The organism is Mesorhizobium sp. M0174 (genome assembly GCF_040322275.1).
Taxonomy (GTDB): domain Bacteria; phylum Pseudomonadota; class Alphaproteobacteria; order Rhizobiales; family Rhizobiaceae; genus Mesorhizobium.
This window is the reverse complement of sequence record NZ_JAMYTB010000023.1, coordinates 1-22,734: the sequence shown is the minus strand read 5'-3', so window position 1 is coordinate 22,734 and position 22,734 is coordinate 1. Positions and strand designations below refer to the sequence as shown.

General features: G+C 57.9%; 21 protein-coding genes and 1 pseudogene. 10 read left to right on the top strand and 12 right to left on the bottom strand.

What is annotated here, in order from left to right; genetic code table 11:
- The first annotated feature begins 2 nt into the window (after positions 1–2).
- The 4 genes and pseudogenes from NKJ13_RS26920 to NKJ13_RS31665 form a co-directional block, all read left to right on the top strand.
- Positions 3–800, top strand: coding sequence for a sterol desaturase family protein (locus tag NKJ13_RS26920; protein ID WP_352706310.1), 798 nt, complete (start codon positions 3–5; stop codon positions 798–800).
- Positions 801–819: 19 nt separating this feature from the next.
- Positions 820–1,449, top strand: a complete 630-nt coding sequence (locus NKJ13_RS26915; RefSeq protein ID WP_352507990.1) for a methyltransferase family protein — start codon at positions 820–822, stop codon at positions 1,447–1,449.
- An 80-nt stretch (positions 1,450–1,529) separates the two neighbouring features.
- Positions 1,530–2,531 (top strand): phosphatase PAP2 family protein, encoded by a 1,002-nt coding sequence (locus NKJ13_RS26910; protein WP_352706306.1) that lies wholly within the window; start codon positions 1,530–1,532, stop codon positions 2,529–2,531.
- Between the two features lie 118 nt (positions 2,532–2,649).
- Positions 2,650–2,748, top strand: a pseudogene (locus tag NKJ13_RS31665) (transposase); the annotation flags it as partial.
- Between the two features lie 837 nt (positions 2,749–3,585).
- On the opposite strand, the gene NKJ13_RS26900 reads toward NKJ13_RS31665, so the two are convergent.
- Positions 3,586–3,810 carry a hypothetical protein gene (locus tag NKJ13_RS26900; protein WP_352706304.1) on the bottom strand — a complete coding sequence of 75 codons (225 nt, stop codon included), beginning with the start codon at positions 3,808–3,810 and terminating at the stop codon, positions 3,586–3,588.
- Positions 3,811–4,212: 402 nt separating this feature from the next.
- Between NKJ13_RS26900 and NKJ13_RS26895 the strand changes: the two genes are divergently transcribed.
- The 3 genes from NKJ13_RS26895 to NKJ13_RS26885 all read left to right on the top strand — a co-directional run bounded on the left by NKJ13_RS26895 (position 4,213) and on the right by NKJ13_RS26885 (position 6,626).
- Positions 4,213–4,434: a hypothetical protein gene (locus tag NKJ13_RS26895; RefSeq protein WP_352706303.1), complete on the top strand. Its 222-nt coding sequence runs from the start codon at positions 4,213–4,215 to the stop codon at positions 4,432–4,434.
- A gap of 110 nt (positions 4,435–4,544) precedes the next feature.
- Positions 4,545–5,390 carry an ABC transporter permease gene (locus NKJ13_RS26890; protein ID WP_352778840.1) on the top strand — a complete coding sequence of 282 codons (846 nt, stop codon included), beginning with the start codon at positions 4,545–4,547 and terminating at the stop codon, positions 5,388–5,390.
- Positions 5,391–5,393: 3 nt separating this feature from the next.
- Positions 5,394–6,626 carry an ABC transporter ATP-binding protein gene (locus NKJ13_RS26885; RefSeq protein WP_352778838.1) on the top strand — a complete coding sequence of 411 codons (1,233 nt, stop codon included), beginning with the start codon at positions 5,394–5,396 and terminating at the stop codon, positions 6,624–6,626.
- Between the two features lie 9 nt (positions 6,627–6,635).
- Here NKJ13_RS26885 and NKJ13_RS26880 read toward each other — a convergent pair whose 3' ends face one another.
- The 11 genes from NKJ13_RS26880 to NKJ13_RS26830 all read right to left on the bottom strand — a co-directional run bounded on the left by NKJ13_RS26880 (position 6,636) and on the right by NKJ13_RS26830 (position 19,204).
- Positions 6,636–7,574 carry a glycosyltransferase gene (locus NKJ13_RS26880; RefSeq protein ID WP_352739461.1) on the bottom strand — a complete coding sequence of 313 codons (939 nt, stop codon included), beginning with the start codon at positions 7,572–7,574 and terminating at the stop codon, positions 6,636–6,638.
- On the bottom strand, positions 7,571–8,449 hold the full coding sequence (locus NKJ13_RS26875; protein ID WP_352706295.1) for a glycosyltransferase family 2 protein: 879 nt from the start codon (positions 8,447–8,449) through the stop codon (positions 7,571–7,573). The genes NKJ13_RS26880 and NKJ13_RS26875 overlap by 4 nt, the downstream gene beginning before the upstream one ends.
- A complete protein-coding gene (locus NKJ13_RS26870; protein WP_352739463.1) occupies positions 8,442–9,443 on the bottom strand; it encodes a polysaccharide deacetylase family protein in 1,002 nt (333 codons plus the stop codon). The genes NKJ13_RS26875 and NKJ13_RS26870 overlap by 8 nt, the downstream gene beginning before the upstream one ends.
- The gene (locus tag NKJ13_RS26865; protein WP_352739465.1) at positions 9,440–11,002 is read right to left on the bottom strand and encodes a glycosyltransferase; all 1,563 of its coding nucleotides are present in this window, start codon (positions 11,000–11,002) and stop codon (positions 9,440–9,442) included. The genes NKJ13_RS26870 and NKJ13_RS26865 overlap by 4 nt, the downstream gene beginning before the upstream one ends.
- Positions 10,999–12,096, bottom strand: a complete 1,098-nt coding sequence (locus NKJ13_RS26860; protein WP_352739467.1) for an NAD-dependent epimerase/dehydratase family protein — start codon at positions 12,094–12,096, stop codon at positions 10,999–11,001. Before NKJ13_RS26860 ends, NKJ13_RS26865 begins: the two co-directional genes overlap by 4 nt.
- Positions 12,093–13,193 carry a Gfo/Idh/MocA family protein gene (locus NKJ13_RS26855; RefSeq protein ID WP_352739468.1) on the bottom strand — a complete coding sequence of 367 codons (1,101 nt, stop codon included), beginning with the start codon at positions 13,191–13,193 and terminating at the stop codon, positions 12,093–12,095. Before NKJ13_RS26855 ends, NKJ13_RS26860 begins: the two co-directional genes overlap by 4 nt.
- Positions 13,177–14,169 (bottom strand): glycosyltransferase family 2 protein, encoded by a 993-nt coding sequence (locus tag NKJ13_RS26850; RefSeq protein ID WP_352706284.1) that lies wholly within the window; start codon positions 14,167–14,169, stop codon positions 13,177–13,179. The genes NKJ13_RS26855 and NKJ13_RS26850 overlap by 17 nt, the downstream gene beginning before the upstream one ends.
- Positions 14,166–15,098 (bottom strand): glycosyltransferase family 2 protein, encoded by a 933-nt coding sequence (locus tag NKJ13_RS26845; protein ID WP_352706283.1) that lies wholly within the window; start codon positions 15,096–15,098, stop codon positions 14,166–14,168. Before NKJ13_RS26845 ends, NKJ13_RS26850 begins: the two co-directional genes overlap by 4 nt.
- Before the next feature lie 59 nt (positions 15,099–15,157).
- Complete coding sequence (locus tag NKJ13_RS26840; RefSeq protein ID WP_352706280.1) at positions 15,158–16,129, bottom strand: NAD-dependent epimerase/dehydratase family protein; 972 nt, start codon at positions 16,127–16,129, stop codon at positions 15,158–15,160.
- Positions 16,126–17,376 carry a glycosyltransferase family 2 protein gene (locus NKJ13_RS26835; RefSeq protein WP_502899859.1) on the bottom strand — a complete coding sequence of 417 codons (1,251 nt, stop codon included), beginning with the start codon at positions 17,374–17,376 and terminating at the stop codon, positions 16,126–16,128. Before NKJ13_RS26835 ends, NKJ13_RS26840 begins: the two co-directional genes overlap by 4 nt.
- Before the next feature lie 421 nt (positions 17,377–17,797).
- Positions 17,798–19,204, bottom strand: a complete 1,407-nt coding sequence (locus tag NKJ13_RS26830) for a polysaccharide biosynthesis/export family protein (RefSeq protein WP_352778835.1) — start codon at positions 19,202–19,204, stop codon at positions 17,798–17,800.
- A gap of 159 nt (positions 19,205–19,363) precedes the next feature.
- Between NKJ13_RS26830 and NKJ13_RS26825 the strand changes: the two genes are divergently transcribed.
- The 3 genes from NKJ13_RS26825 (at position 19,364) to cysN (ending at position 22,575) form a co-directional block, all read left to right on the top strand.
- Complete coding sequence (locus NKJ13_RS26825) at positions 19,364–19,642, top strand: inositol monophosphatase family protein (RefSeq protein ID WP_502899863.1); 279 nt, start codon at positions 19,364–19,366, stop codon at positions 19,640–19,642.
- 84 nt (positions 19,643–19,726) lie between these two features.
- A complete protein-coding gene (gene cysD / locus NKJ13_RS26820; RefSeq protein ID WP_352739470.1) occupies positions 19,727–20,674 on the top strand; it encodes a sulfate adenylyltransferase subunit CysD in 948 nt (315 codons plus the stop codon).
- Positions 20,674–22,575 (top strand): sulfate adenylyltransferase subunit CysN, encoded by a 1,902-nt coding sequence (cysN, locus tag NKJ13_RS26815; protein ID WP_352706271.1) that lies wholly within the window; start codon positions 20,674–20,676, stop codon positions 22,573–22,575. The genes cysD and cysN overlap by 1 nt, the downstream gene beginning before the upstream one ends.
- Positions 22,576–22,734 lie beyond the last annotated feature (159 nt).

Here is a 22,734-nt window from a genome sequence, read left to right as displayed (position 1 = left end):
GTATGGACATTCTGAATATCAAAGCGCTCTTAATTGCGGTTCTGATCTTCGTTCCGATCGAATACCTGTTCGCTCTGCGCCCCCATCAGAAGATATTTAGGAAAGCCTTCTTCAATGATCTCGTCTATGCGCTGTTTAATGGCATCCCGATAAGCCTTGGCCTGATCGCGGCTATCACGGTAGCAACGAGTACGGTGGGGCGGCTGGTGCCGGCCTATGTCGGCAGCGCAGTATCATCGCAACCTGTTTGGCTCCAGGTATCAGAGATCATTGTCATTGCGGACGTTGGCTTTTACCTGGCCCACCGCACCTTTCACGCCGTTCCCTTTTTGTGGCGCTTCCATTCGATTCATCACAGCATTGAAGAACTGGACTGGTTGGCGGCGCACAGGGTTCATCCTGTTGACCAGGCTCTGACAAAGAGCGCGTCGCTCGTGCCTGTATATCTGCTGGGTTTCAGCAGCCCGGCGATCGCCCTGTTTGCAATAATTTTTCACGTCCACGGACTTCTGCTGCACGCCAACGTCAGGCTGAATATCGGCCCGCTTCGGTGGTTGATCGCGTCACCCCAGTTCCATCATTGGCATCACGCTCACGAGCGCGCGGCATACGACAAGAACTTCGCAGGTCAACTTTCATTGATCGATGCGCTCTTCGGAACGATGTACCTGCCCGGTAACGCTGTCCCGGAGCGCTATGGCGTCGATGATCCGATTCCATCAACTTACGTCGAGCAACTCGCCTATCCAGTGATTCCGAAGGGCAGAATCAATGAAGCTCCCTCCGCCAGAGATACGTGATTTCGCCGGGCGTGCAACGATGACACTCTACTTCACGTTCTGCGCGACTTTGAAGGCCGCAACGTTCTTGGTAGCTCTTGCCGGCGCAGAATGGACGGTGGCGTGGATTATCGATCTCACCGCAGATGTCGCCGCTCTCGGCTTTCTCGTGCTCGTCGTTGTGATGACAGTGGCGCGTCTTCCGCCCCTGGGAACAGCGCACGGAATTGAACCCCGAATCTCTGCGCTCATCGGATGCTTTGCCACCGCAACTTTGATCGCGGTCCCTCGCATCCAGGCAGCTCCGCAGATCGAGTTTGTTGCGGACCTGACCACCATAGTTGGTTTCGCTCTTTGCATCTTGTGCCTGTTCTGGCTTGGCAGATCCTTCAGCATCACCGCGCAGGCCAGGCGGCTCGTCACGGCAGGGCCTTACCAGATCGTGCGTCACCCGCTCTACGTCTGCGAAGCGATCGTCCTGCTCGGCATTCTTCTCGGCAACGCGACATGGGCGACCGTCGCAATCTGCGCGATTGCCCTGGCTTTCCAATATCGGCGGCTCGTGAACGAGGAGAGGGTCTTGCGAGCGGTGTTCCCCGAATACGAAGCCTATGGGCAGACCACGCCAATGCTCATTCCGTCTTTATCCTCATTGTGCCGATGGCAGTGACTGTGCCCCATGCTGACCTGCAGTGTACAGATGTAAGGGCATGCCTGGTGATCTTACACGGCGGCGTTAGGAATGCTTCATTGGCTGACGGAGGTGTTGAAACTCGAAATCACTTAGTAACTATTGCCTTGGTCACAGCTCTTTTCGGGCTGATTGACATTTTTTGGTTGCCATTTTCTACAGTCGATTTTTCACCGAGGAACTGGGTTGACATAGGCAAGGTGGCCCTTGTCCTCAGCGCATCTTGGATGGCATCGGCAATTGCCCTCCATAGATTGAGATCTGATACAAGCCCAATCGCCAGCATAATCAAACATCTTTGTGGCTGCTTGAGAATCCTGGTCGTTTCCGCAGTTGCATTCATACCGCTCGCCATTTCAACCACCGTCTTCATGTACCTGGCGTCGGCCACCTCAAGGCCGCTGGCAGACCCGGTTCTAGCTTCTATCGATTCCTGCCTCGGTTTCGACTGGCGGTGGTTTCTGGCCACGACCAACCAGCCGACTACAGCATCCGTCCTGGTTTTTGCTTATCATGTGCTGGCGTTTCAAATGCCGCTCGTTTTGTTAGTCCACGCGGTGAGAAACCAACGAGAACGAGCACTGGAGTTTGTGGCTCTTCTAGCGGTTGCCTCGGTCTTCACGGGCGCACTGATGGCGTTGGCGCCAGCTGAAGGCGCTTATGCCTATTTCAAGCCGGCGCGCGGGCTATTTTCGAACTTCACCACTGATGCCGGAATGTGGCACCATCATGTGCTTATGGCGCTGCGATCAGGCGAGCCGTTTGATCTAATTATGACTAAAGGCACAGGGCTCGTCACGTTCCCGTCGTTCCACACGGCACTTGGATTGGCATTGGTCTATGCCGCGCGGACCATCCGGCCACTTTTTGTCGTGTTGGCCATGGTGAATGCCGCCATGATTGTGGCCACTCTGCCTGAAGGCGGTCATCATTTAATAGATGTAATCGCCGGCATAATCATCGGTATTCTCTCCATCATTGCCGTCAAGATGCCTAGCTATGCTCGCGGAAAGGCCGACCGCGTTGCGAGATCAGCCGTGGGATCGGACGCGGACCACTGAATTGGCCACGGGCCGTTGCCTTCGGCTGCCTGGCAATGACGTGGCGGCGGCGAGACACAGGGAGGAGGAGCGCCGCCCTGCGGCGGCATCTGCGCAGCTGCATGCACAGGAAGAAGAGAAGAAGATCAACATCTCCACCGTGCTCGCCGGCCAGAGGCTCGGAATCACCGAAGTCGCCGACGACATTTGGCTCGTCTCCTTCATGCACTACGATCTCCGGATATATCGAAATGCTTGCGTGCAACAACTCGGCGCGTTGTGGGAACAGGCTCTGCGCGATGCGCTCACTCGGAGCGTCCGCAGACCCAGCGACGTAGGATTCTATGGTGGAGCTCCCTTAGCCATGCCTGGGGTCCCAAGCATACTGCTGTTTGTAGAATTTGTCTGCGGCGCCGCGGTCGGAATGGCCTGGGTCGCTGGGTGCCAAGTTTTTGTCTTGGCAGGACAGCCGACTGCTTGTTGGCGGCATCGGCGGCTTGCTCTTTGTGTGGCCCTCCGCGCGCATTCCGGGGGTTGGGCGCCTCATCCGCCACCACGCCGACGGCCTGACGCCGACCATGTTAATCGGAGCCGGAATAGCAGGGCTGCTGGGAGGTCTTGTCCTGATTGTGCTGGCCGGTTTCGTCGAGTCACTCATAAGAGGCTGACAGCAGCTCCGAATGAAGAAGATGCTTGGCGCGCACAGATACTTTCCGGCTATCCATCGGCCGCGCTGAAGATTGCTCGGTAACTAAAATATATAGACTTTGTCCTACCTGGGCGCGGGCGCAGCGTCGTACGTGATGGAGCGATCCTGCCGTTTGACGCTTTGACGGTGGCTGGCTCGCGAAATAGATCCCGCGTCGCATCAAGACAATCCCGCCGGCGCGTGCCACCGCCGACTAACGAAAACTCTCCGACGCGCGTCGACGTCTACCCAGAGTGTGGCTGGTGGTAGCGGTTGCTCACGCAACTGCTTGATCTTGATTGATTAGGTGCTAGCGGAGAGCGCTACATCGCGAGACCCACTATCGAAGAGGCCATCTGCTATCGGAGGCGCACGTAGCCTAGACTCCTAGGCTAGAGCGGTTCGCGTTTTGGCTGAATCCAGATTCCCAAGATTGAGCAAATCAAATTCGATGTCCCGGCCGTGGAGGTCGTGACTGATGGCGAAGCCTATTCGGTAGATCTGCGGCAGCGGGCGATGGCACGCCTTGAAGCGGGCGAGACGAGCTATGAGGTGGCGGCGGCACAGCGCCGGTTGTGAGATGACAAAGCGATCTTGTGTGCGTTCGACCATGGCGGGCTGCACCAAACCTCGGCCTGACTTGACGAGATTACACCTCCTGGTGCTTATCGTTTGTGCCGACGCCTTCTGCTTCGATGTCGCGGAAATCGCATCGACAGCGCCCCTTCCGCAGTATTCTCCGAGCCACCCAATCCGGTTGATCCGGCGCAACTCTCCTGGCTACTGTCCTCGATGTTCATTGGGGCCCCACGGGATGGGTCGCCGATCGTTACGGGCGAAAGTTGGTGCTCTCTGGCGTGTTGCTGTTCCTCACTGTGGTCTCGCTCCTTGCCGCGTTTAGCCGAGACATCCAATCCTTTACAGTGCTGCGTGGCATTCGGGCATCGCTCTTGGGGCCTTCCACCTCTGGTCATTTCCTACCTGACGGAAATCCTGCCGCCCAGACGCCGTGGCATGCTGATCCTTCTCGTCAGCACCACCGCCGCCCTTGGCCCCCACTGCTACATCTTCATCGCCCGCTGGCTTGCGCCGCTCCAGCCATTTGGGCTCGACGCGTGGCGCTGGGCGTTTTGCCTCGGCAGTTTCGGCGCAGGGGTCTTAGGGCTCCTGTTTCTGATCCGGAATCACCGCGGTGGCTATTCTCGCAGAGCCGGCTGGCGGAGGCTGAAAAAATAGTCCAGGCATTCGAGCGTTCCCCGAGAATAGACTTCGGAGAAAGTCCTGATTGCACTGCGCGGAAATGTAGGCCTCAATGGGGCCGTCAAGGGAGGGCGGACGCCATCATAGTGTCGGTACGGACAGACCCGCAACCTTTAGCTGTTGAGACAGTGATCGATCCGTCCCGCAAGCGGCGGCTGATCGACCTTTCCGAACTTTGGCGATATCGGGAAGTTGTGTTCTTCCTGGCCTGGCGCGACTTCAAGGTCAAATACCGCCAGACTTATCTGGGTGTGCTCTGGGCAATGCTGCAGCCGCTCGTTGCCATGTCGGTCTTCAGCGTCTTGTTTGGCCGACTCGTGGGCATCTCATCAAACGGAGCGCCATACCCGCTGTTTGTCCTGTGTGGGCTCGTGCCGTGGAATTTTTTTTCGCGAGCGGTTGGCAGCATGACGGGCAGCCTTGTCGGCAACCAGGAACTTGTGAAGCGCGTCTATTTTCCGCGTCTGATCATTCCCATATCCGCTATGGCCACGTGCCTGACCGATATGATCGTCGGCCTCACTCTTTTGTTCGCGGCGCTGCTGGCATTCGGAATCTGGCCGGCACCGCAGGTGATCTTCCTGCCACTGTTCGTGCTCGTCATGGCTGCGTCTGCGACGGGGCTGGGAGTGGCACTATCTGCGATCAATGTCCGCTTTCGCGATGTGGGATATCTCGTGCCGTTCAGCCTTCAGATAGTTCTGTTCATGACTCCGGTTGTCTATCCGGGCAATCTCGTGCCGCACTTTTGGCGGCCGCTCTACAGCCTGAACCCTATGGTGGGGATAGTCGAAGCCATGCGCTGGAGCGTACTGGGCACGCCCGCCGATTGGGTCATGATCTCGATATCGACTCTCTCCTCGCTGGCCCTTCTCGTTGCCGGACTGGCTATTTTCTCAAAGTCCGAACGCGCGTTTCCGGACCTGATCTGAGCAATGACCGACACAGTGATTGAAGCCACCAATCTCTCCAAGGCCTACAGACTGGGGGTGGCGAACAATAGCTTCCCTACCTTGCGGGACGCGCTGGCCAGCGGCGCAAGGCGAATCCTTCACAGGAAGTCCGCTTTGGGTCGACGCAACGGTGGAGACGATCAATTCTGGGCCCTGAGGAACGTCTCCTTCCAGGTGCGCGCGGGCGAAGTCCTTGCCGTGATCGGACCCAACGGCGCGGGAAAGAGCACCATTCTCAAGATATTGGCGCAGATTGTGGAGCCGACTTCCGGTCGCGCGACGATACGCGGACGGCTGGGAGCTTTGCTGGAGGTCGGCACGGGGTTCCACGCGGAGCTGACCGGCCGCGAGAACATCTATCTCAACGGAGCGATACTCGGCATGCGCCGCGCCGAGATCAGATCCAAGCTCGATGAAATCGTCGATTTCTCCGGCATCGAGCCGTTTCTCGACACGCCTGTTAAGCGTTACTCAAGCGGCATGTACTTACGCTTGGCCTTCGCGGTTGCCGCGCATGTCGATCCCGATATTCTGGTGATCGATGAGATATTGGCCGTCGGCGATGCCGCATTCCAGAAGAAATGCATTGCCAAGGCCGAAAGCGTCGCCGAAACGGGCCGCACAGTGCTGATCGCTAGCCACCAGATGTCGGTTCTGCAGCGGCTTTGCAACCGCGCAATTTTTATCGACGGCGGGACGATCCTGGCCGACGGCCCGACGGGCGACCTGGTCCGGAATTATCTGCAGACACTGGAAGCGCGAGCGAGCACCGATCTGAGTACACGAACGACGCGCACCGGGCGAGGCCGCCTGCGTGTCGTCGGCATCGAGGTTTTCAACAAAACGGGTCCCGTCGCGTCGGGGCAGCCGGCGGTTTTTCGGCTTCAGGTCGATGGGCCGCGCGAACTTGCACAATGCCTTATTACCATTATTGACGACCTCGGCGATCCTGTGACGTCATTCGACACGATGGAGCACTCCGAGCATGATCGTCAGGGCGAAGTCTACACGGTGCATGTAGAGAGCCTTATGCTGAGACCAGGGCGCTACAGGATTGATGTGGCGCTAGTGGCGGACGACAGAGTGGTCGAAGACCAGGTCGAGACCGCCGCCGCGTTCGATGTCATGCCCGGCTTGCTCGACAACCGACCGGTTACCGCCCAACCCGGCTTCGGCAGTGTCAGCTTTCCGCACCGATGGGTGACTAGGCGTTGACGCTTGCTTTCAAACTGAAGCACGCACGAGTTTACGCCGAATCCGGCGCCGTTGCTTTGCTGTCCACATCATGATCTTCAGGATAAGCCGGTCGGCCCTGCTTCCAATCGTCGGCGGCACGACGTAGGGCGCACGCGCCAGCCGCAGCGTCCATCGGACGTGGAAGCCTCGCAGTCCACTCTCCTGCAAATGTTGCGCGACCCAGTCGAGGAATGCAGCGCGGGCAGGGTGTTTCCCCATGCCGTCGTAGACCCCTCGCTCAGCCGCCGCCGCCGACGTCGAACCGGAATACTGCCGGTAGCGTGCCAGAGTTACAGGCGTGACAAAGACGGGAAGACGCAGGAATAGCTTCGCCCACAGAGCTTGGTCTTCATAGAGATCGAAGCGCTCCTCAAAGCCGCCGACCGTGCTGATCGCGCTCCTTCGCAAGAGCACCGAACAGGTACACGGAACGTGACCGTTCTGGATCAGCAGAAGTCGCCTTAGAAGCCGCGGGGGCTGATGCAAACGGCCAGCAAGCCCGTCCGTCGGCTCGATCCAGTCGGGGCGCTCACCGTCTGGATACCACCATCTCGTCGGCCCGAAGATCATTGCGGCTTCCGGGTTGGCATCGGCTGCCGCCAGAACCGTCCGGAGCATATGCGGTTCGTACAGATCGTCTGCATCCAGGAAGGCAAGCAAATCGCCGCTGCCGGCCTCTATTCCGGCGTTTCTCGCTGCCGCCGCGCCACGCTTGGATCCGGGAGGCCTGTTCAGCACCTCGATCCGAGGATCGGTTGCTGCAACATCATTGGCGATCCTGACACTGTCATCCGTCGAGCCATCGTCGACCAGCAAAAGCTCCCAGTCCGCAACTGTCTGGGCTTGGACGCTGGCGATCGCTTCGCCCAGAGTTGCCTCCGCATTGAGGAAGGGGGTTATGATCGTCACTCGCGGCAGGGAAGTCATCGCCGAAGCCATCCTTTGATACTTCGCTTGATCACCTTGCGGCGCTCGCGCGCAAGCGCTTTCCAGATTGCTGAACGAATGCGGAAAGAGGCGCCCTTATCCGCCATTGTGCGATTTAGCCATGTGAGAAACGTGATACGCGCGGCCTCGTCAGTGCCTGCCTCAGAGCAGGCAACAGAGCAACTTTCAGAATGCTGGCGGTATTTTGCCCAGGTCCGGCCGGACACGTAGGCGGGCGCGAATGCGAGCGCCTTGGCAAAGAACGTCTGGTCCTCGAACATCAGGCGAAAGCTGTTCTCGAACCCCCCAAGCGTTGCGAATAAGCTTGAACCCATCAGGGCATTGCATGTTGTCGGCGTCTGGACCTCGTTCTGAAGTAGCAGCTCAAACAGCACGGGAGGCTCGTATCGGGTGTCTGGTTCGACGCCGAGCGGGTAGTAGAAGTCCGCGCGGTCAGCAGCCTCTTGCCAGCTATGCCAGATCAGAGTCCGGCCATAGATCATGCCGAGCGCCGGATCGCTTTCCATAATAGAGACCTGTTCGGAAAGCTTTTCGGGCAGCCATGCATCGTCTGCGTCGAGAAATGCGACGTAGGCGCCGCGCGCTTCCGTCAGTCCACGGTTGCGCGAGGCGCTGATACCGTGATTGCCATTGTCATGGTGAGACAATAGTCGCACCTTGCCCGGCAGCCGCTGCTCATAACCGCGTATGATGGCGGGCGACTGGTCAGTCGAGCCATCGTCGACAACGAGGAGTTCCCAGTCGGTGAAGCTTTGACCTACAATGCTGTCAACAGCTTCCCGGAGATAACTCTCACCATTGAACACGACTATAATTGCCGTGACACGCGGCTGTCCGCCTGAATTGTCAGCCATGGCACAGCACCATGCGCCGAAAGTCAGCTTCACCCCAATCGGCGACCGTAACGCGCGGCAATCGGTAAGGGTCGACGCGAGGCCCAGCTTCACGCGGCAGGGTAGTTACTGCATAGTCTATGCCGGCAGACCTTACGGCGTTGGCGGTGCTGCCATCGAAATCTCCAAACGGGTATGCGAATCCCACCACCCGCCGTCCTGTAATCTCCTCGCATTGTTGGCGGCTGCCTGAAATCTCGCGTTCAAGCTCGTCCCGTTTCAGTAGCGGCAAGGATGGGTGCGTACAGGTGTGGGCGCCGATCGAAACGCCATCGGTGTCGGCGAGCTGCCGCAGCTCCGAATGCGTCATGGCGCGATCGCGCCCTCGGGGACTGGCGTCGGTTCCTGCCCATCTTGCCAGCCGCTCAAGGGCCTTCTCGCGTTCGTGTGGACTCAACGGCTTCAGCAGTGCGTGCAAGTTGAAATGGAGCGTCGTGCGGTTGATCGCGTTATTGGAGTCCGCCGGCATTGCGTCCTCCCAAACGCGCCAGTCATAGTTTCGGCCAGCGATCTCGATCTCCAGAGTGTTCGGGAGAGCAGGCATCTCCAAAATGATGCGGGATAGAATGTCCCACCAGAACACTGAGGGATCGGTGATCGCATGGGTGGTGACGAAGACAGTCGCAGGACAGTTCATACGCCGCATGATCGGCACGGCGTTTTGGAGGACATCCGCGTAGCCGTCGTCAAAGGTGATTGCCACCGCATTTCTCGGTGACCGTCTCTCCCCAAGCCGTTGCGCCAGCCATTGCAGGGGAACAATGTCCCGCGCTTTCGTAAGAAGTTCGATCTGGCGTGCGAAATTTTGCGGCGAAACCGCGAGTTCCCAAGGATCGACGAGCGGTTCTGCGATGCGGTGATACATCAGCACGATAGGTCGGCCGAAACCGGCAAGCAGGCGCCCCCGTCGCAGGAATTTGCTGACAGTTTGACGCGCTGTCACGGCGCCGCTCATCGCCTGAAAGCCCGCGCCGCGACTATTACCGGACAATAGGGGTCGTGCACATCAAGTAATGCCGAATTCAGCTCATGTTCCGCCAGGCCGTAGAGGAAGGCCGTAGCAGAATACGCGTTTCCATAGTGACTGACTTCGACGTTCTTCGCCCCGAACCTGTCCGACAGAAGTCGCCTTAGGGCAGCCGGAGTTATCGACCAGAACCAGCTCTCGCCCCATTCTCTCCTGTCAATCGGGCTGACCCAAGGCACTGTAATCAGGAGAACGCCTCCCGGCTTCAGGATCCGCCACAGGGTTGCGACTGCAGCAGGTAGATCGAAAAGAAGGTGCAGGGTCTGGGTGAGTACGATACAATCGAAGGTCTCGGACGGCAGATCGTCGTTATTCGCCAGATCACCCACGAAGGTTGTCAACGGGTGGCCGTTATAACGGTTCAGAACATCGCTTGCGGTAACCCGACTGCCTCCGAAACGCATCGTATAGGCGTTGTCACCGATCTCCAGGACCCTTCCGGATATGTTCAACGAACAGGACGCGAGGAAAGTCTCGACATAGCGGCGGTCCAATGGCTTGCCGCGATCAAAACCGAACTCCGTGCTGAAGGGTACGGTACGCTCGAGGTCACCGAACCGGGCGCTCGAGCGGTGCCGACTTGACCGGCGCCTGAGACGATGCCGGAGCATCACAGCGGTCTGTAACGGCGCTGCAAGCGAAACGGCGATAGTGCTGCTGAGTTGACCGGCGAGTGAAGAGCGGAACCGAAGCGCTGTACCAAGCTGTCCCAGTTGCTTGTCCGTATAATAGCACTTCCATTTTTCGACACCCTGACGGTAGGCGGCCGCCCAATCCGGATTGGTCTGCGCGACGTCCCGCTGCCGGCGAAGGACCTTCAGCGCCGCGCGCAACATCATCGGATTGCTGTTCGACATATTCGTTGCGTGCCGACGGTAATCTGCGAGGTATTCCGGAATGCAGGCCACCTTGTTCGCCCGAGATAGGCGAAGGTAGACGTCGTAGTCCTCGCAAGCCCGCAGTGACCGGTCAAATCCGCCGGCGGCTTCCAATGTCCTGCGGCGATAGAGCACCGTCGCATGCATTCCAATCAGGTTGTCGGTCAGGAAGCATGCATACGGGTCCTCGCCCACCGACCTCAGTGGTACAGTATTCCTGACTGCACCGGCCTCGTCGATGTAGCGGAAAGCGCCGTAGACCAACGCGCAATCGGGATTGTCGTGAAACAAGGCAAGATTGGTGGCCAGCGCTACCGGGCGCAGCCTGTCGTCGGCATCCAGGAAGGCAATGAATTCGCCGCGCGCTGCCGTCATCCCGGTGTTACGGGCAGCGGCCAAACCCTGGTTTTTTTGGCGGATGTAGTGGACGTCGTCATATCGACGAACAACACTTTCGGGATTGTCCGACGACCCATCGTCCACAATGATGATCTCATCCGGCTTCACGGTCTGATTGCGGACGCTGTCGATCGCTTCGGCAAGGAACCGCGCATGATTGTAGGTCGTGATGACAACTGAAACGCTGGATGCAGCGGGGCGGGTGGTCATCTCTCACCCGCTCCGTTTCGGCAGGTCGGGTAGCCGGCAAAGGTCAACCAGCCGACAGATCGCCGACATGCTTCCTCGAAGCTGACGGCAGGCTGGTATCCGAGCTCACGCTCGGCCTTGCGCCATGGAAGTTTCGTCTGGCACTGGTGCAAAAGTGCACGCTCCTCCGATACCATGACCGTTGGGGCCGTAGTCGCACCGGTCGCATTGCGTCCTGCCTTCCGCCACTCGGCATAGCCTGCCTTCAGTCCGCTGCGAACAGGCCTTGGCAGGCTTCGGACAAGCCGCCGATATCCTTGGCTTTCCTTCAGTCCTTGTTTCCATCTCGGAGCAAATGACAATGGCGCTGAAGCCGAAATCGCGGCCAGGTCGAACCCCAGTGCCTCGGCGATCGGTCGGCAAAGATCTGCCCAACTGATCTCTTCCCGGTCTCCGATCAGATAGGTTCGCCCAGAGGCCTCGGGCACTTCGATGGCGAGCTTGATCGCGTGAATGACATTGTCGACATAGGCGCTGTTGCAGATACCACGACCGCCATCCACCAGGTAGGCCGAACCGTCAATGAGCTCGTCGGCAAAACCACCGGTCCAACTGGAGCGTGGGCCAAAGACAATTCCGGGCCGCAGCACCACTACCTGCACCGCGCCGTCGCGTGACAGTTGCCCGAGACGGCGTTCGGCATGAATCTTCGTATTGTTGTACTCGATCGTCTGATCGTCATGCAACGCGCTCGTTTCGTCCGTCCCGGGCGGGGGCGATTGGCCATGAACGGAAGCGCTGCTGAGATAGATCAGACGAAGCACGCCGGCAGCGGTGGCTGCATGATAGACTGGCTCGATAGCATCGACGATGGTGCGGGCGTCACCGGCAACTGCATGTACGACGTACTGACAGCCCGTAAAGGCAGCGGTAAGAGCCTGAATATCACGCGCATCCGCCACCATTGCGTCAATCGCAAAGCGAGACAGACTGGCGAAAGCATCCGGCCTGCGAACGATCGGCCTCACATTCGCCCAGCCGGAAAGTTGCAGCAACTCCACGGTGCGGCAACCTATGAAACCGTTGGCGCCAAGCACTGCAACAGTGCCGGTCATTGTCTGGTCCCGGCGGAAGCAGCGACATGGAGCAATTCTTCCGGACCGAGCCACGGCATGTCCATCAGTTTCCGTCTAGCATAGCATCCTTCGATCAGATCGACCACATTGCGCCCAACACTGGCCGGCACGGAAAGGGGGGCCCCATTTCGGACCGCATCCACCAAGCCCGAAACCTGATCGCAAAATGCATCGACAAAATCGCGCGACCGGCCGTCGGCATTGGTGAAGGAAACGCAGCCTGTCGTGCGACTTCCATTCAAGGCGACCTCCACAGTCTCGGTCTCATTGACCGTCCAGGAAATCGAGCCACGTTCGCCCTCAAGGCGGTACAGATTCGGGCGAGCCCAATCCCGGCTCAACCTGACCGTCGCGTCGAAGCCGCCAAAACGCAGCCGGACAAGGCAGTTCGCCTCGACGCCGCCCATTGCGTCATCGGCGTAGTGGATTTCGTCGGGCTCTCCAAACCACCAGGTCAGGAGGTCAAGGCAATGCGTGCCGATATCCTGAAGCACACCACCACCGGACTCCGCGAAGCTGAAATAGCTCATCGAAGCCACCGGCCACTGGAAGGAGCCGCCCTCAAAACAACTGACGCTTCGTAACCGTCCGATCATTCCGCCCTCCAGCATGGCCTTTATCGACCGCGTCGCAGGGAACTGCCTTCTGACGAGCCCTGTTGCCACATGAAGATTGTTGGCTGCCGCTGCCGCAAGGATACGAGCCGCCTCGGAGCTGCTCGTGGCCATCGGCTTTTCGCACAGAACATGCATCCCGGCTTCCAACGCTTGTGTCGACTGATCAGCGTGATATCCAGGTGGCGAAGCAATGATCGCAATATCGGCGTCCATAGCCAAAAGGCCGTCGAAACTGGCCGCAACCTTGGCTGAGGGCAGTCGCGCCTGAACGAGTGCGGCCTGCTTCGCATCTGGATCGAATATCCCCGCGACTGCAACTTGGCCTCTGCTTTGAAGGCGTGAAAGCGCTTCCGCATAGTAGAGCCTTGTGACAGCTCCACATCCGGCCAAAACGAGCCGGACCGGTTCATCTTCCCGGAGTCCTGCAGGCCGCTGCGCGGTTTCAACTAGGATGGACAATCCTGCCTCCCTGTCTTGCAACGAGCCGCAGCATACGACCAATTGTCTTGAGTGAGGGATCGAAGCGGAACGCTTCGCTCATCTGCGCCAAGCATCCAGCCCAATCGCCGGCGCCGAACAGTCGCCGCGCAGTCTCGAGAGCGCTTAGCGCATAGGTCCGCCGGGCCGACGCGGCGACATCGTCCGCAAGCTCGGTTGGAAGATAGCTCTTGAAAATATCGATCGCCATTCGCGTGTAGGCCATGTCCTCGGCACTTCGGATATGGCGCCCTGTGTTCGATTGGGGGTGCATCCGATAAAGTGCAAGGGCCTGCGGTTCGTACCAGACAGGAAATTGAGAAGCGATGCGGACCCACATCTCCCAGTCTTCACTGCATTTGAGCCGCCGGTCGAAGGCGCCGAGTTCTTCGTAGACCGCGCGGCGCACCACGATTGATGGCGTCATGACGTGCTGTTCCAACGCCAGTCGAGCCGCCGCATTCTCGAGCCGTCCGGGGCTTGACTGCATTACAGGCGGGATCGACAGCTCCTGTCCGTGGGCATCCATGAAGATCGCCCGGCAGAATGCCGCGCCTGTACTCGGGTCCGCATCGAAGCCTCGTCCGAGCAATTCGTAGAAGCCGGGGCGGACGGCGTCGTCGCCGTGCAGGAGATGTACGAGTTCGCCCTGGGCACGATCCAGGCAGGTATGGAAGTTGCCGATATGCCCTAGATTTTGCGGCTGGTGGAAAAAGCCAACGCGGTTCCCACCGATTTCATTCAAGACTCTTTGCGGATCATCGGAAGAACAGTCGTCAACCACCTCGATTTGCATTTGAGCCGGGCCGGGGTCCTGCGCCAGCACACTTTCCAGCGTTGCGGCAAGAAAGCAGGCGCAATTACAGGCGGGGATCATCACTGACCATTTCGGGCGTGCAGCCTCCCGTGGCAACGGCGAGATCGGATCGCGATACTCGAAGTCACGGACCGCCGTCATCGCTGGAGCACCGAGGACTTCAGCAGGTGCAGCCCCAACCTGACAATGTCGCGTTTGTCCACGTCACGTCCGATGCCACCGCTGCGAAGGCTCCGCAGGAAGCACGATCTGGCCGATGGCAAATCGCCTTCTACCAGATACCGCATTGACCATTCATAAAAGTAGCGGGAGCAGCCGCCGCGGGCAGAATTTGCCACCTGCGTGTCCATGACCTGCGCCATGCGCCGGTAGAATCCTTCTATTGCATCCAGCTTGGGTCGGTTTGGCAGTGCCGATATGAGTCCGCCCGGATACAGACGGTAGACACCTGCTACCTCGTCGACAAAAGCGAGATCTGCTGTCCTTGCGCAAAGCACATACAGCGGCCAGTCAGTTATCGGAAAGAAATCAGCATACCACCACGGCACATTTCGAACGCACGCGGTTCGCATCATGCCGGCGCAAGTTGCGAAAGGATTGCCTTCCCAGATATCCCTTTGCGTCACGATGGGTTTCTGGTCCGCCCGCGTCCACCGCGTCGATGTGAACTCATCGCCATCCGCCACGACTGCATTGTGGAATATTGCGGAGAGTTCCGGGTGCGCGTTGAGATGGGCCGCCTGATCTTTGAGCTTGGTCGTGGATGTCCACAGGTCGTCGCCATTGAGGATCGAGACGTACCGCCCACGCGCCATCCGGAGTCCTCTCGTGACGACTTCGTTCGATCTCACATTACTGCCGGAATAGATCGCCGACAGCCTTTCAGGATGGTTGGAAACATATCGCTCGACAATCTTCCGGGTTCCGTCGGTCGAAAAGTCTTCACTGATCAATATCTCGACACCGAAATCGGCCTCTTGCATGAGAGCGCTGTCGATCGCAGCCGCCACGTAGCGTGCGTGATTGTAAGTGACAATAAGGACGGTCACGCGAACCGTTGACTCATTCACCTTCCGCTCCGCAGTCCATGCCGCCCGCCTATCTCAGATCATGCCGATCATTGCTGGCTCTAGATCGCGTGAGTTGCCCTCATTTCCGCAATTCCACCATTGGCCTCAAACCAGCGCAATGTGCGCACGAGACCCTCTTCATAGGGCACTTTGCACGACCACCCCGGCAAGATTCTTCGGCATAGGGTCAGGTCAGGACGCCGGTTGGTCGGATCCTGCGGCGCCGGCTCACCATGAACAATGGTCGTTCCGGGAATGAGGCCTGCAACATACTGCGCGATCTCAAGCACCGAAATTTCCCGGTCGTTTCCTACGTTGACTGCTCCCACATGATTGAAGTTCTCCAGCCAGAACAGCCGTTCGAGCCCATCGACAATATCGTCGACATAACCCCAGCTGCGGGTTTGGAGACCATCACCATGGACGACGATCGGCTTGCCGGCCAACGCATTGGCGATAAAGTTGGAAACAGCACGCCCATCATCGGCTCGGGTGCGCGGGCCGTAGACGTTAAAGAGCCTGGCAACCCGCACATCGACGCCGCGGACACGGTTGCTTTCGAAGAGGAGCGCCTCGGTGCAGCGCTTGCCTTCGTCGTAGGAAGAGCGCGGGCCCGTACAGTCCACTGACCCCCGATACGTCTCGGGCAGCGGGTTGACCAACGGATTTCCATAAACCTCCGAGGACGACGCAAAGCAGATTCGCCCATCCTTTTTGAGCAGCTTCAAGAGCCGCATAGCGCCAATTAGATTTGCTGAGACGGTACGCTCGGGCTCCCGCATATAGACCGGCGGCGACGCGGGCGAGGCAAGATGAAAGATCTCGTCGAATTGGAAATCGGATTTGAAATGCTCCACCTCGGAGCGGACCAGCACTAGGCGTTGATCTCGGATATGACCAACGTTTTCTGCTCTGCCGGTCCATAGGCTGTCGACCACAACCAGCATGTCCAAATCGTTTCTTTTGAGAAGCCGGTCGACCAGGTGCGACCCGATGAATCCTGCTCCTCCAGCCAGCAACAGCTTCTTCATCTCATGTCACGAAGGGGACATAGGCTGTCCGAATTCGTGTCCTCGTTGGGCATTGCAAGCGTCCCTCCTTCGGGAAGCCGCGTCAAATAGGCTCCGCTTGGTCCAAGCTTCTCGTCCATTACAGCAAGATTGCTGAGCACCACGCGGTAGTCGGCTTTCTCGGCGGAATCCGCAAACTCATGAATAGAGTAGTTCCAAAAATTTCCTCCGCTCTCCGAGCCGTTTTCCCCTGAGCTGCGGTCCTCGCTTTCCGGTTGGGGAAGTGCTCGCTTCGCCTTGCGCAGGAAAATGGCCGTAAATGCGGCAACGAGTTTCGCGAACTGCACAGGTGATCGCCAGAGCATTTTAGTGCAGTTCCTGGCGACAGCAGCAAATCGGTGTGTCATCAGCCCAAGCTTGGCAATCTCGACATCGGTGCGGAAGATCGCATCCAGCAGGACCGGCTTCACCGCCTCTGTGCAGCGGGCAAGTACGCTCTCGAGCACCATCCGACGCGAGATGAGCATTCGCACGAAATCTGCCGACATATTCCCTGGCGTTCGGCGGTATCCGACAAGATGCTCCTCAACGACGCCGAAACGGTATTTGGAGGCAATGCTCTGTTGGATGAAGAAGTCCTCGCAACCCTCTGCACCGCTCTCGCGCAGTCGCGAGGAGTAGCCACCCATTTCGAAGAGAACATCGCGCCGAAACATCACCGAACTGCCGTTGCCGATGAAATTTTGTCCGAGATGCTGCATGAACACCCATCCATTTGGGTGCCTCTGCTTCGGCGTGATGATCACCATATCATCGGCGTCAATCGTCCGGTAAAGTGTGTAGACAAGCCCTAGATCATTGCCAGCCGCCGCGAAAACACGCAGCTGCTTTTCGAGCTTGGTCGGGTGCCAGAGATCATCGGCGTCTACAGGCGCTATAAAGATGCCCTTGCTTGCCCGCACCCCCGCATTCCGCGCCGACGCGACGCCACCATTCTTCTGTTGGAGCAATTTGATGCGCCCGTCGCCATCAGCCAGTCGTCGAACGATCGATGCTGTTGCGTCGGTCGAACCATCGTCAACGACTATTATTTCCGTATTTTTATGCGTTTGGGCGAGCACGGACGCCAAGGTACGCTCGATGAATGGCTCTGCGTTGTAGGCAGGGATGATAACCGCCACGAGCGTGTGGGCAGAGTGCTGTGAATTGCCCGGCAAATCCGCCATCCCTAGTCGCGCCCGAAGGAAGAGAATTGCAATCGCCCCCATATTGGCCAGAAATGATTTTTGGACGAGATATCAATTAGACAATCAGGCAGCGTGAAGTTCGCAAAGACCTGACGAGAGATTGACGGACGGAGTGTCATCCAAACCCTTCTCCCTTGGTGTGTGCAGGCGTCCACCACTGAATCTCTTTGCTTTTCAGCATTCTTCGTTTGCTGCTATCCGCCGCAACCTAGGCACAGAGTTGCTGGGATCGGTCGTTCACGCATATATTAGCCGAAACTACTATTCGCGCCAAGGAGCTGAAACCGACATAGCGACGGCGGTGGGCTCTATCTCCGCGTAAAAAGGCGGAACCAAGTCCCGGGCCGTCGTCCACTTCAGGTGCCCGGCAGCAGCTTGCGGGTTTCGTCCTCCGTTTGGCAGGGGAGGTGTGACGATGAACGCCGTAACAATATTTAATCAGTTAGTTCGCGATCGCCGCTCCTGGTGGGGCCTGTAGCGTAATTGTGATGGTGTCACCCGGAGCGAGCAGAGTATCTTCGGTCGCCTCGATCGTCGCTGTCTTTCCGTCATTGGAACGGGTTACACCCATCATAACCCGGCGGCCCCCTTCGGCCAAAAGGTCGCTGCGCAGCTGCCTCACATAGGCGATTTGTTTGGCCAAAGAATCCATCTCAGCGCGCATTTCCATCATCGCCGCGCTTTCAGTCTGCAAGTCAGCCAACAGGTTAATTCGACCCTGGTCGGTAAGCTTCTCAAGGCTGCGCTGCAATTCCCCTTGGTCGCGTTCAAGTCGAGAGATCTCAGCGTTGGTTTGCAAAGCGCGGGTCGCTGACAAGAGCACTGCGCGTTGAGCATCGTTGATCATGGTGATCTGGATCAGACCTTTTTCGAAGAGCTTCTTGAGGCGATCAAGTTCAGCCGCATCCGCTGCCGCGCCAGCTTGATCCGCCTTCTGCTGCTCCTTCAGGTAGCCCATCCGTTCCGCCGCCTTGGTCGTGGCCAACTTGATTGAAGCGCGCTCTTTCTCCTGATCCACATAGAGAGCTTCAAGATGCTTCTGTTCCTGCTGCAAAGCTTCGTCGCGACGGGGTTCGAGGCTCGGGTCACGTTCTGCCTCCGGAACCTCGATCGCCCTGGCGCCGCTCAGCTGCGCCTCTATTCGAGCAGCCTTGATTTGGCTTTCCTGATACTTGATGCGCAGAACGTAGCGGCGGCCGCCAAGGTCCGCTACTGTCATTTCAGGGTTTTCAACCTCGCCGCGACCGAGCTTATAGCCGCCGCCCGCAGCCACAGCTTGTCGGACAGCCATTCCTGGTCGGAAGGCCTGAGTCCCAGGAGAGGCAATGTCCCCGTCGATATAGACCGGTCGGTATTCCTCAATATCAACTATAATCTGATCTGGATAGAACCCGGTCCAATTCTCAGTGCCGTCAGCGGATCGTTGCGGAAGGGACTTCGGTTTTAGGACCTCGATTACCTCCTTGCGAACATCCTCTATTGTCTTCTGGCGAACCTTTAGGGGGCCCAAGACCGGCAACACAATTGTACCGCTCTGGTCGATCACAGCTCGCTTTTGCATCTCGGGATAGCCTATGACCGCGAAGCCGATCACGTCGCCAGTCTGCAGACGGTACTCGTCGACGTTGTACTCCTGTGCTAGGGCAGGGCCATTCGACAGGTTCGCGTAGACGAACAAGAGTAACAAGCATGTGAGCGCGGCGCAGCTGCCTGCTCGCCAGCGCACCGATCTATTCAACATTCGCGCTCTCGTGTGTTCGAACGGCTGACAGTCATACACATAACCAACCAATTCAGCCCCTTGTCGCAACGCATTTAATGGATCGAGCAGTTGCGGATCGAGCAGCATATCAGCTGCTCCAACCTGTCATGAAAATATCGAGTTCACTGTGTCCGCGGTCACAGCGAGTGTCGCCGATATGCCTCATTTATCCCAGGTATCCCGGTATCCCACGTAAAGCTCGGTACAAAAGTCGCACAGGCGGAAGAGTTGGACGGGATCGACATAATGGACCGTATGGTTAGCGCCGTTCCCTCAGGGCCATTGCTGAAGCTCTGGCGTGTAGCGGCAGGTGAGACGGACACCTATCCCCGGCCAGGCAGAACCATGGAGTGGGACACGGCGGCTGGCGACGCAATCCTGCGAGTTGCTGGTGGCATCGTCCTTAATCTCGAGGGACCTACAACAAGGGGGCGCCAACGATCAGATGTCGATTTTGCAAATCTTGTCGCTTACGGCGAAGCAGAATTCTACGTCGGAAAAATTGGGCTCAGAGGCTCGGTGTAGTCCCCGATTGCTCCACGAGCACACCGCGGATGAAAAGCACGCCTCGCTCTGTCGATGGAGGATCGTGAAGAGGGAAAGCGTGAGATGCTGCACGATATGGTGGCCACGAATGGAACCCCCTTCGTCTCCAGCGGAAGATTGACCCACCTTAAGCGACTTGAGGCAGAGTCAATCCACATTTTCCGCGAGGTTGCGGCGGAATTTCAAAACCCGGTAATGCTCTATTCGATCGGCAAAGACTCGTCGGTAATGTTGCATTTGGCGCTCAAGGCGTACTTTCCGTCGCGCCCGCCCTTTCCGCTACTTCACGTCGATACGACTTGGAAATTCAAGCAGATGATTCAGTTCCGTGATGATGCTGCCGAGTGCGCGGGCATGGATCTGATCGTCCATACCAACATGCAGGGCTTGAAGGAAGGGATCAACCCGTTCACTTACGGCTCTTCCACTTACACAAGCGTTATGAAAACCGACGCACTCAAGCAGGCGTTGACCAAGTATAAATTCGACGCAGCGTTTGGCGGGGCTCGACGCGATGAGGAGAAAAGCCGAGCCAAGGAGCGCATCTTTTCCTTTCGAACGGAAAATCACAACTGGGATCCGAAGACCCAGCGCCCGGAACTCTGGAATGTTTTCAACGGGCGGATTCGTCATGGGGAGTCCATCCGTGTCTTCCCTCTTTCCAATTGGACCGAGCTCGACATTTGGCAGTACATCCTGAAGGAAAACATTCCCGTCGTTTCGCTCTATTTCGCGGCCAAGCGTCCGGTCGTGTGGCGCCAGGACGTGCTGATAATGGTCGATGATGACCGGCTGCCGCTTGAGCCCGGCGAAATACCGGAAATGAGAATGGTGCGCTTTCGCACTTTGGGTTGCTACCCGCTGACCGCCGCAATTGAATCGGATGCGTCGACGGTTGCGGAGATCGTCTACGAGATGCTGTTTGCTCGAACGTCCGAGCGCTCTGGGCGTCTAATCGATCACGACGAGTCAGGGGCGATGGAAAAAAAGAGGCGGGAGGGATACTTCTGATGAACGCGATACCGATAGACCCCGCAGCGATCAGCCAGTACCTGGAGCGCCATGAAAGCAAGGACCTGCTTCGCTTCCTGACGTGTGGAAGTGTCGATGACGGAAAATCGACACTGATCGGACGCCTGCTTTACGATGCCAAACTGCTTTTTGAGGATCAGCTCGCGGGTCTGAGACGCGATTCTCGTAAGCACGGAACAACTGGAGATGACATCGATTTCGCGCGTCTGGTGGACGGTTTGGAAGCGGAGCGTGAACAAGGCATCACCATCGATGTCGCCTATCGATTCTTTTCGACCCATCGCCGCAAGTTCATTGTCGCTGACACGCCTGGCCATGAGCAATACACGCGCAACATGGCGACCGGCGCGTCGAATGCCGACCTTGCCGTCATTCTCATCGACGCGCGGAAGGGGGTGCTCACGCAGACACGCCGCCATACTTTCATCGCGTCGCTGCTTGGGATCAAGCACCTCGTTGCCGCAATCAACAAGATCGACCTGGTGGATTACTCCCAGAAGGCCTTTGATCGGATTGGCGCTGACTATCAGACTTTCATCGCGGACCTTGGCTTCAAAACGATACTCTCCATTCCGATGTCGGCACGCTTTGGCGACAACCTGGCGGAGCGGAGCGCCAAGTTGGCGTGGTATGAAGGGCCGACGCTCATCGAGCACCTCGAAACCGTCGATGTGGTCCGCGATGAAACAGCCGGCCCATTCCGGTTGCCGGTGCAATGGGTCAATAGACCGAATTTGAACTTCCGTGGCTATTCGGGAACAATCGCATGTGGCGTGGTCAACGTTGGGGATCCAGTCGTTGTCGCACAGTCCGGTTGTACGTCCAGGGTCAAGTCGATCATCACCTACGACGGCCAGCACGAATGGGCGGCGGCTGGCGAAGCGATTACCTTGGTTCTGGAACACGAAATTGATGTTTCGCGTGGTGACATCATTTGTGCAGCTGCCAGCCGCCCCGAGGTTTCTGATCAGTTTTCGGCCCACGTGATCTGGATGAGCGACGACGAGCTCATCCCAGGGCGGACCTATTATCTCAAGATTGGCTCGCGCACTGTGGGTGCAAGCGTGATGGAGATAAAGTACAAGGTCGACGTGAATACGTTTCAAAAATTGGCGGCCAAGACGCTCCACCTAAACGAGATCGGCGCACTTAACCTGTCGACGCAGGAGCCGATCGCGTTCGAGCCGTATTCGTCCAACCGCGTTATGGGCGGCTTCATCATGATTGATCGGCTGTCAAACCAGACGGTCGGTGCCGGAATGATTGTTTTCGCCTTGCGTCGGGCATCCAATATTCATTGCCAGGCAGTGGAGATAAACAAAGCCATACGATCGCGCCTGAAAGGTCAGAAACCGGTCATCTTGTGGTTTACCGGTCTTTCGGGGGCGGGCAAGTCAACGATTGCTAACCTGGTAGAAAAGCGCCTCGTCTCAATGGGGCGGCACACATATCTTCTCGACGGTGACAATGTTCGCCACGACCTCAACCGTGACCTTGGTTTCACGGATGCTGACCGTGTCGAGAACCTGCGGCGCGCCAGTGAGGTGGGGAAATTGATGGTCGACGCCGGCTTGATTGTCTTGGCGTCGTTCATATCGCCGTTCCGGGCCGAGCGCAAAATGGCCCGAGAGCTATTTGCTGCGGGAGAGTATGTCGAAATTTTCGTGAGTACACCTCTCCACGTGGCCGAGAAACGGGACCCAAAGGGACTGTACAAGAGCGCGCGTCTAGGTCGACTTAAAAATTTCACTGGCATCGACAGCCCCTATGAAGAGCCAGAGTCGCCGGAAATTGTGCTGGCGGCAGGGGTGAGCGCGTCGGAGGAGCTGGCCGAACAGGTTATCAACTATCTCGCGCATCACGGCTACATCGACCGATGAACCGCGCTTTTCAGCCATGTGCCACACGTCCGGCGCCATCACTTCGGTAGGAAGGCATATTCGACCAGATCTACAAGCCGGCCCAGTAGCATTTAGATCAGGACGACATGACCACAGCACCCGCCAAGGCGGGGTGGCGATTCAGGCAGCCGAGCGTCA

Excerpts from the sequence above, each read along its gene's own strand:
- NKJ13_RS26920 (WP_352706310.1), top strand. The coding sequence starts at position 3 with ATGGACATTCTGAATATCAAAGCGCTCTTAATTGCGGTTCTGATCTTC.
- NKJ13_RS26915 (WP_352507990.1), top strand. The coding sequence starts at position 820 with ATGACACTCTACTTCACGTTCTGCGCGACTTTGAAGGCCGCAACGTTC.
- NKJ13_RS26900 (WP_352706304.1), bottom strand. The coding sequence starts at position 3,810 with ATGGTCGAACGCACACAAGATCGCTTTGTCATCTCACAACCGGCGCTG.
- NKJ13_RS26895 (WP_352706303.1), top strand. The coding sequence starts at position 4,213 with ATGCTGATCCTTCTCGTCAGCACCACCGCCGCCCTTGGCCCCCACTGC.
- NKJ13_RS26885 (WP_352778838.1), top strand. The coding sequence starts at position 5,394 with ATGACCGACACAGTGATTGAAGCCACCAATCTCTCCAAGGCCTACAGA.
- NKJ13_RS26880 (WP_352739461.1), bottom strand. The coding sequence starts at position 7,574 with ATGACTTCCCTGCCGCGAGTGACGATCATAACCCCCTTCCTCAATGCG.
- NKJ13_RS26875 (WP_352706295.1), bottom strand. The coding sequence starts at position 8,449 with ATGGCTGACAATTCAGGCGGACAGCCGCGTGTCACGGCAATTATAGTC.
- NKJ13_RS26870 (WP_352739463.1), bottom strand. The coding sequence starts at position 9,443 with ATGAGCGGCGCCGTGACAGCGCGTCAAACTGTCAGCAAATTCCTGCGA.
- NKJ13_RS26865 (WP_352739465.1), bottom strand. The coding sequence starts at position 11,002 with ATGACCACCCGCCCCGCTGCATCCAGCGTTTCAGTTGTCATCACGACC.
- NKJ13_RS26860 (WP_352739467.1), bottom strand. The coding sequence starts at position 12,096 with ATGACCGGCACTGTTGCAGTGCTTGGCGCCAACGGTTTCATAGGTTGC.
- NKJ13_RS26850 (WP_352706284.1), bottom strand. The coding sequence starts at position 14,169 with ATGACGGCGGTCCGTGACTTCGAGTATCGCGATCCGATCTCGCCGTTG.
- NKJ13_RS26840 (WP_352706280.1), bottom strand. The coding sequence starts at position 16,129 with ATGAAGAAGCTGTTGCTGGCTGGAGGAGCAGGATTCATCGGGTCGCAC.
- NKJ13_RS26835 (WP_502899859.1), bottom strand. The coding sequence starts at position 17,376 with ATGGGGGCGATTGCAATTCTCTTCCTTCGGGCGCGACTAGGGATGGCG.
- NKJ13_RS26830 (WP_352778835.1), bottom strand. The coding sequence starts at position 19,204 with ATGCTGCTCGATCCGCAACTGCTCGATCCATTAAATGCGTTGCGACAA.
- NKJ13_RS26825 (WP_502899863.1), top strand. The coding sequence starts at position 19,364 with ATGGACCGTATGGTTAGCGCCGTTCCCTCAGGGCCATTGCTGAAGCTC.
- cysD (WP_352739470.1), top strand. The coding sequence starts at position 19,727 with ATGCTGCACGATATGGTGGCCACGAATGGAACCCCCTTCGTCTCCAGC.
- cysN (WP_352706271.1), top strand. The coding sequence starts at position 20,674 with ATGAACGCGATACCGATAGACCCCGCAGCGATCAGCCAGTACCTGGAG.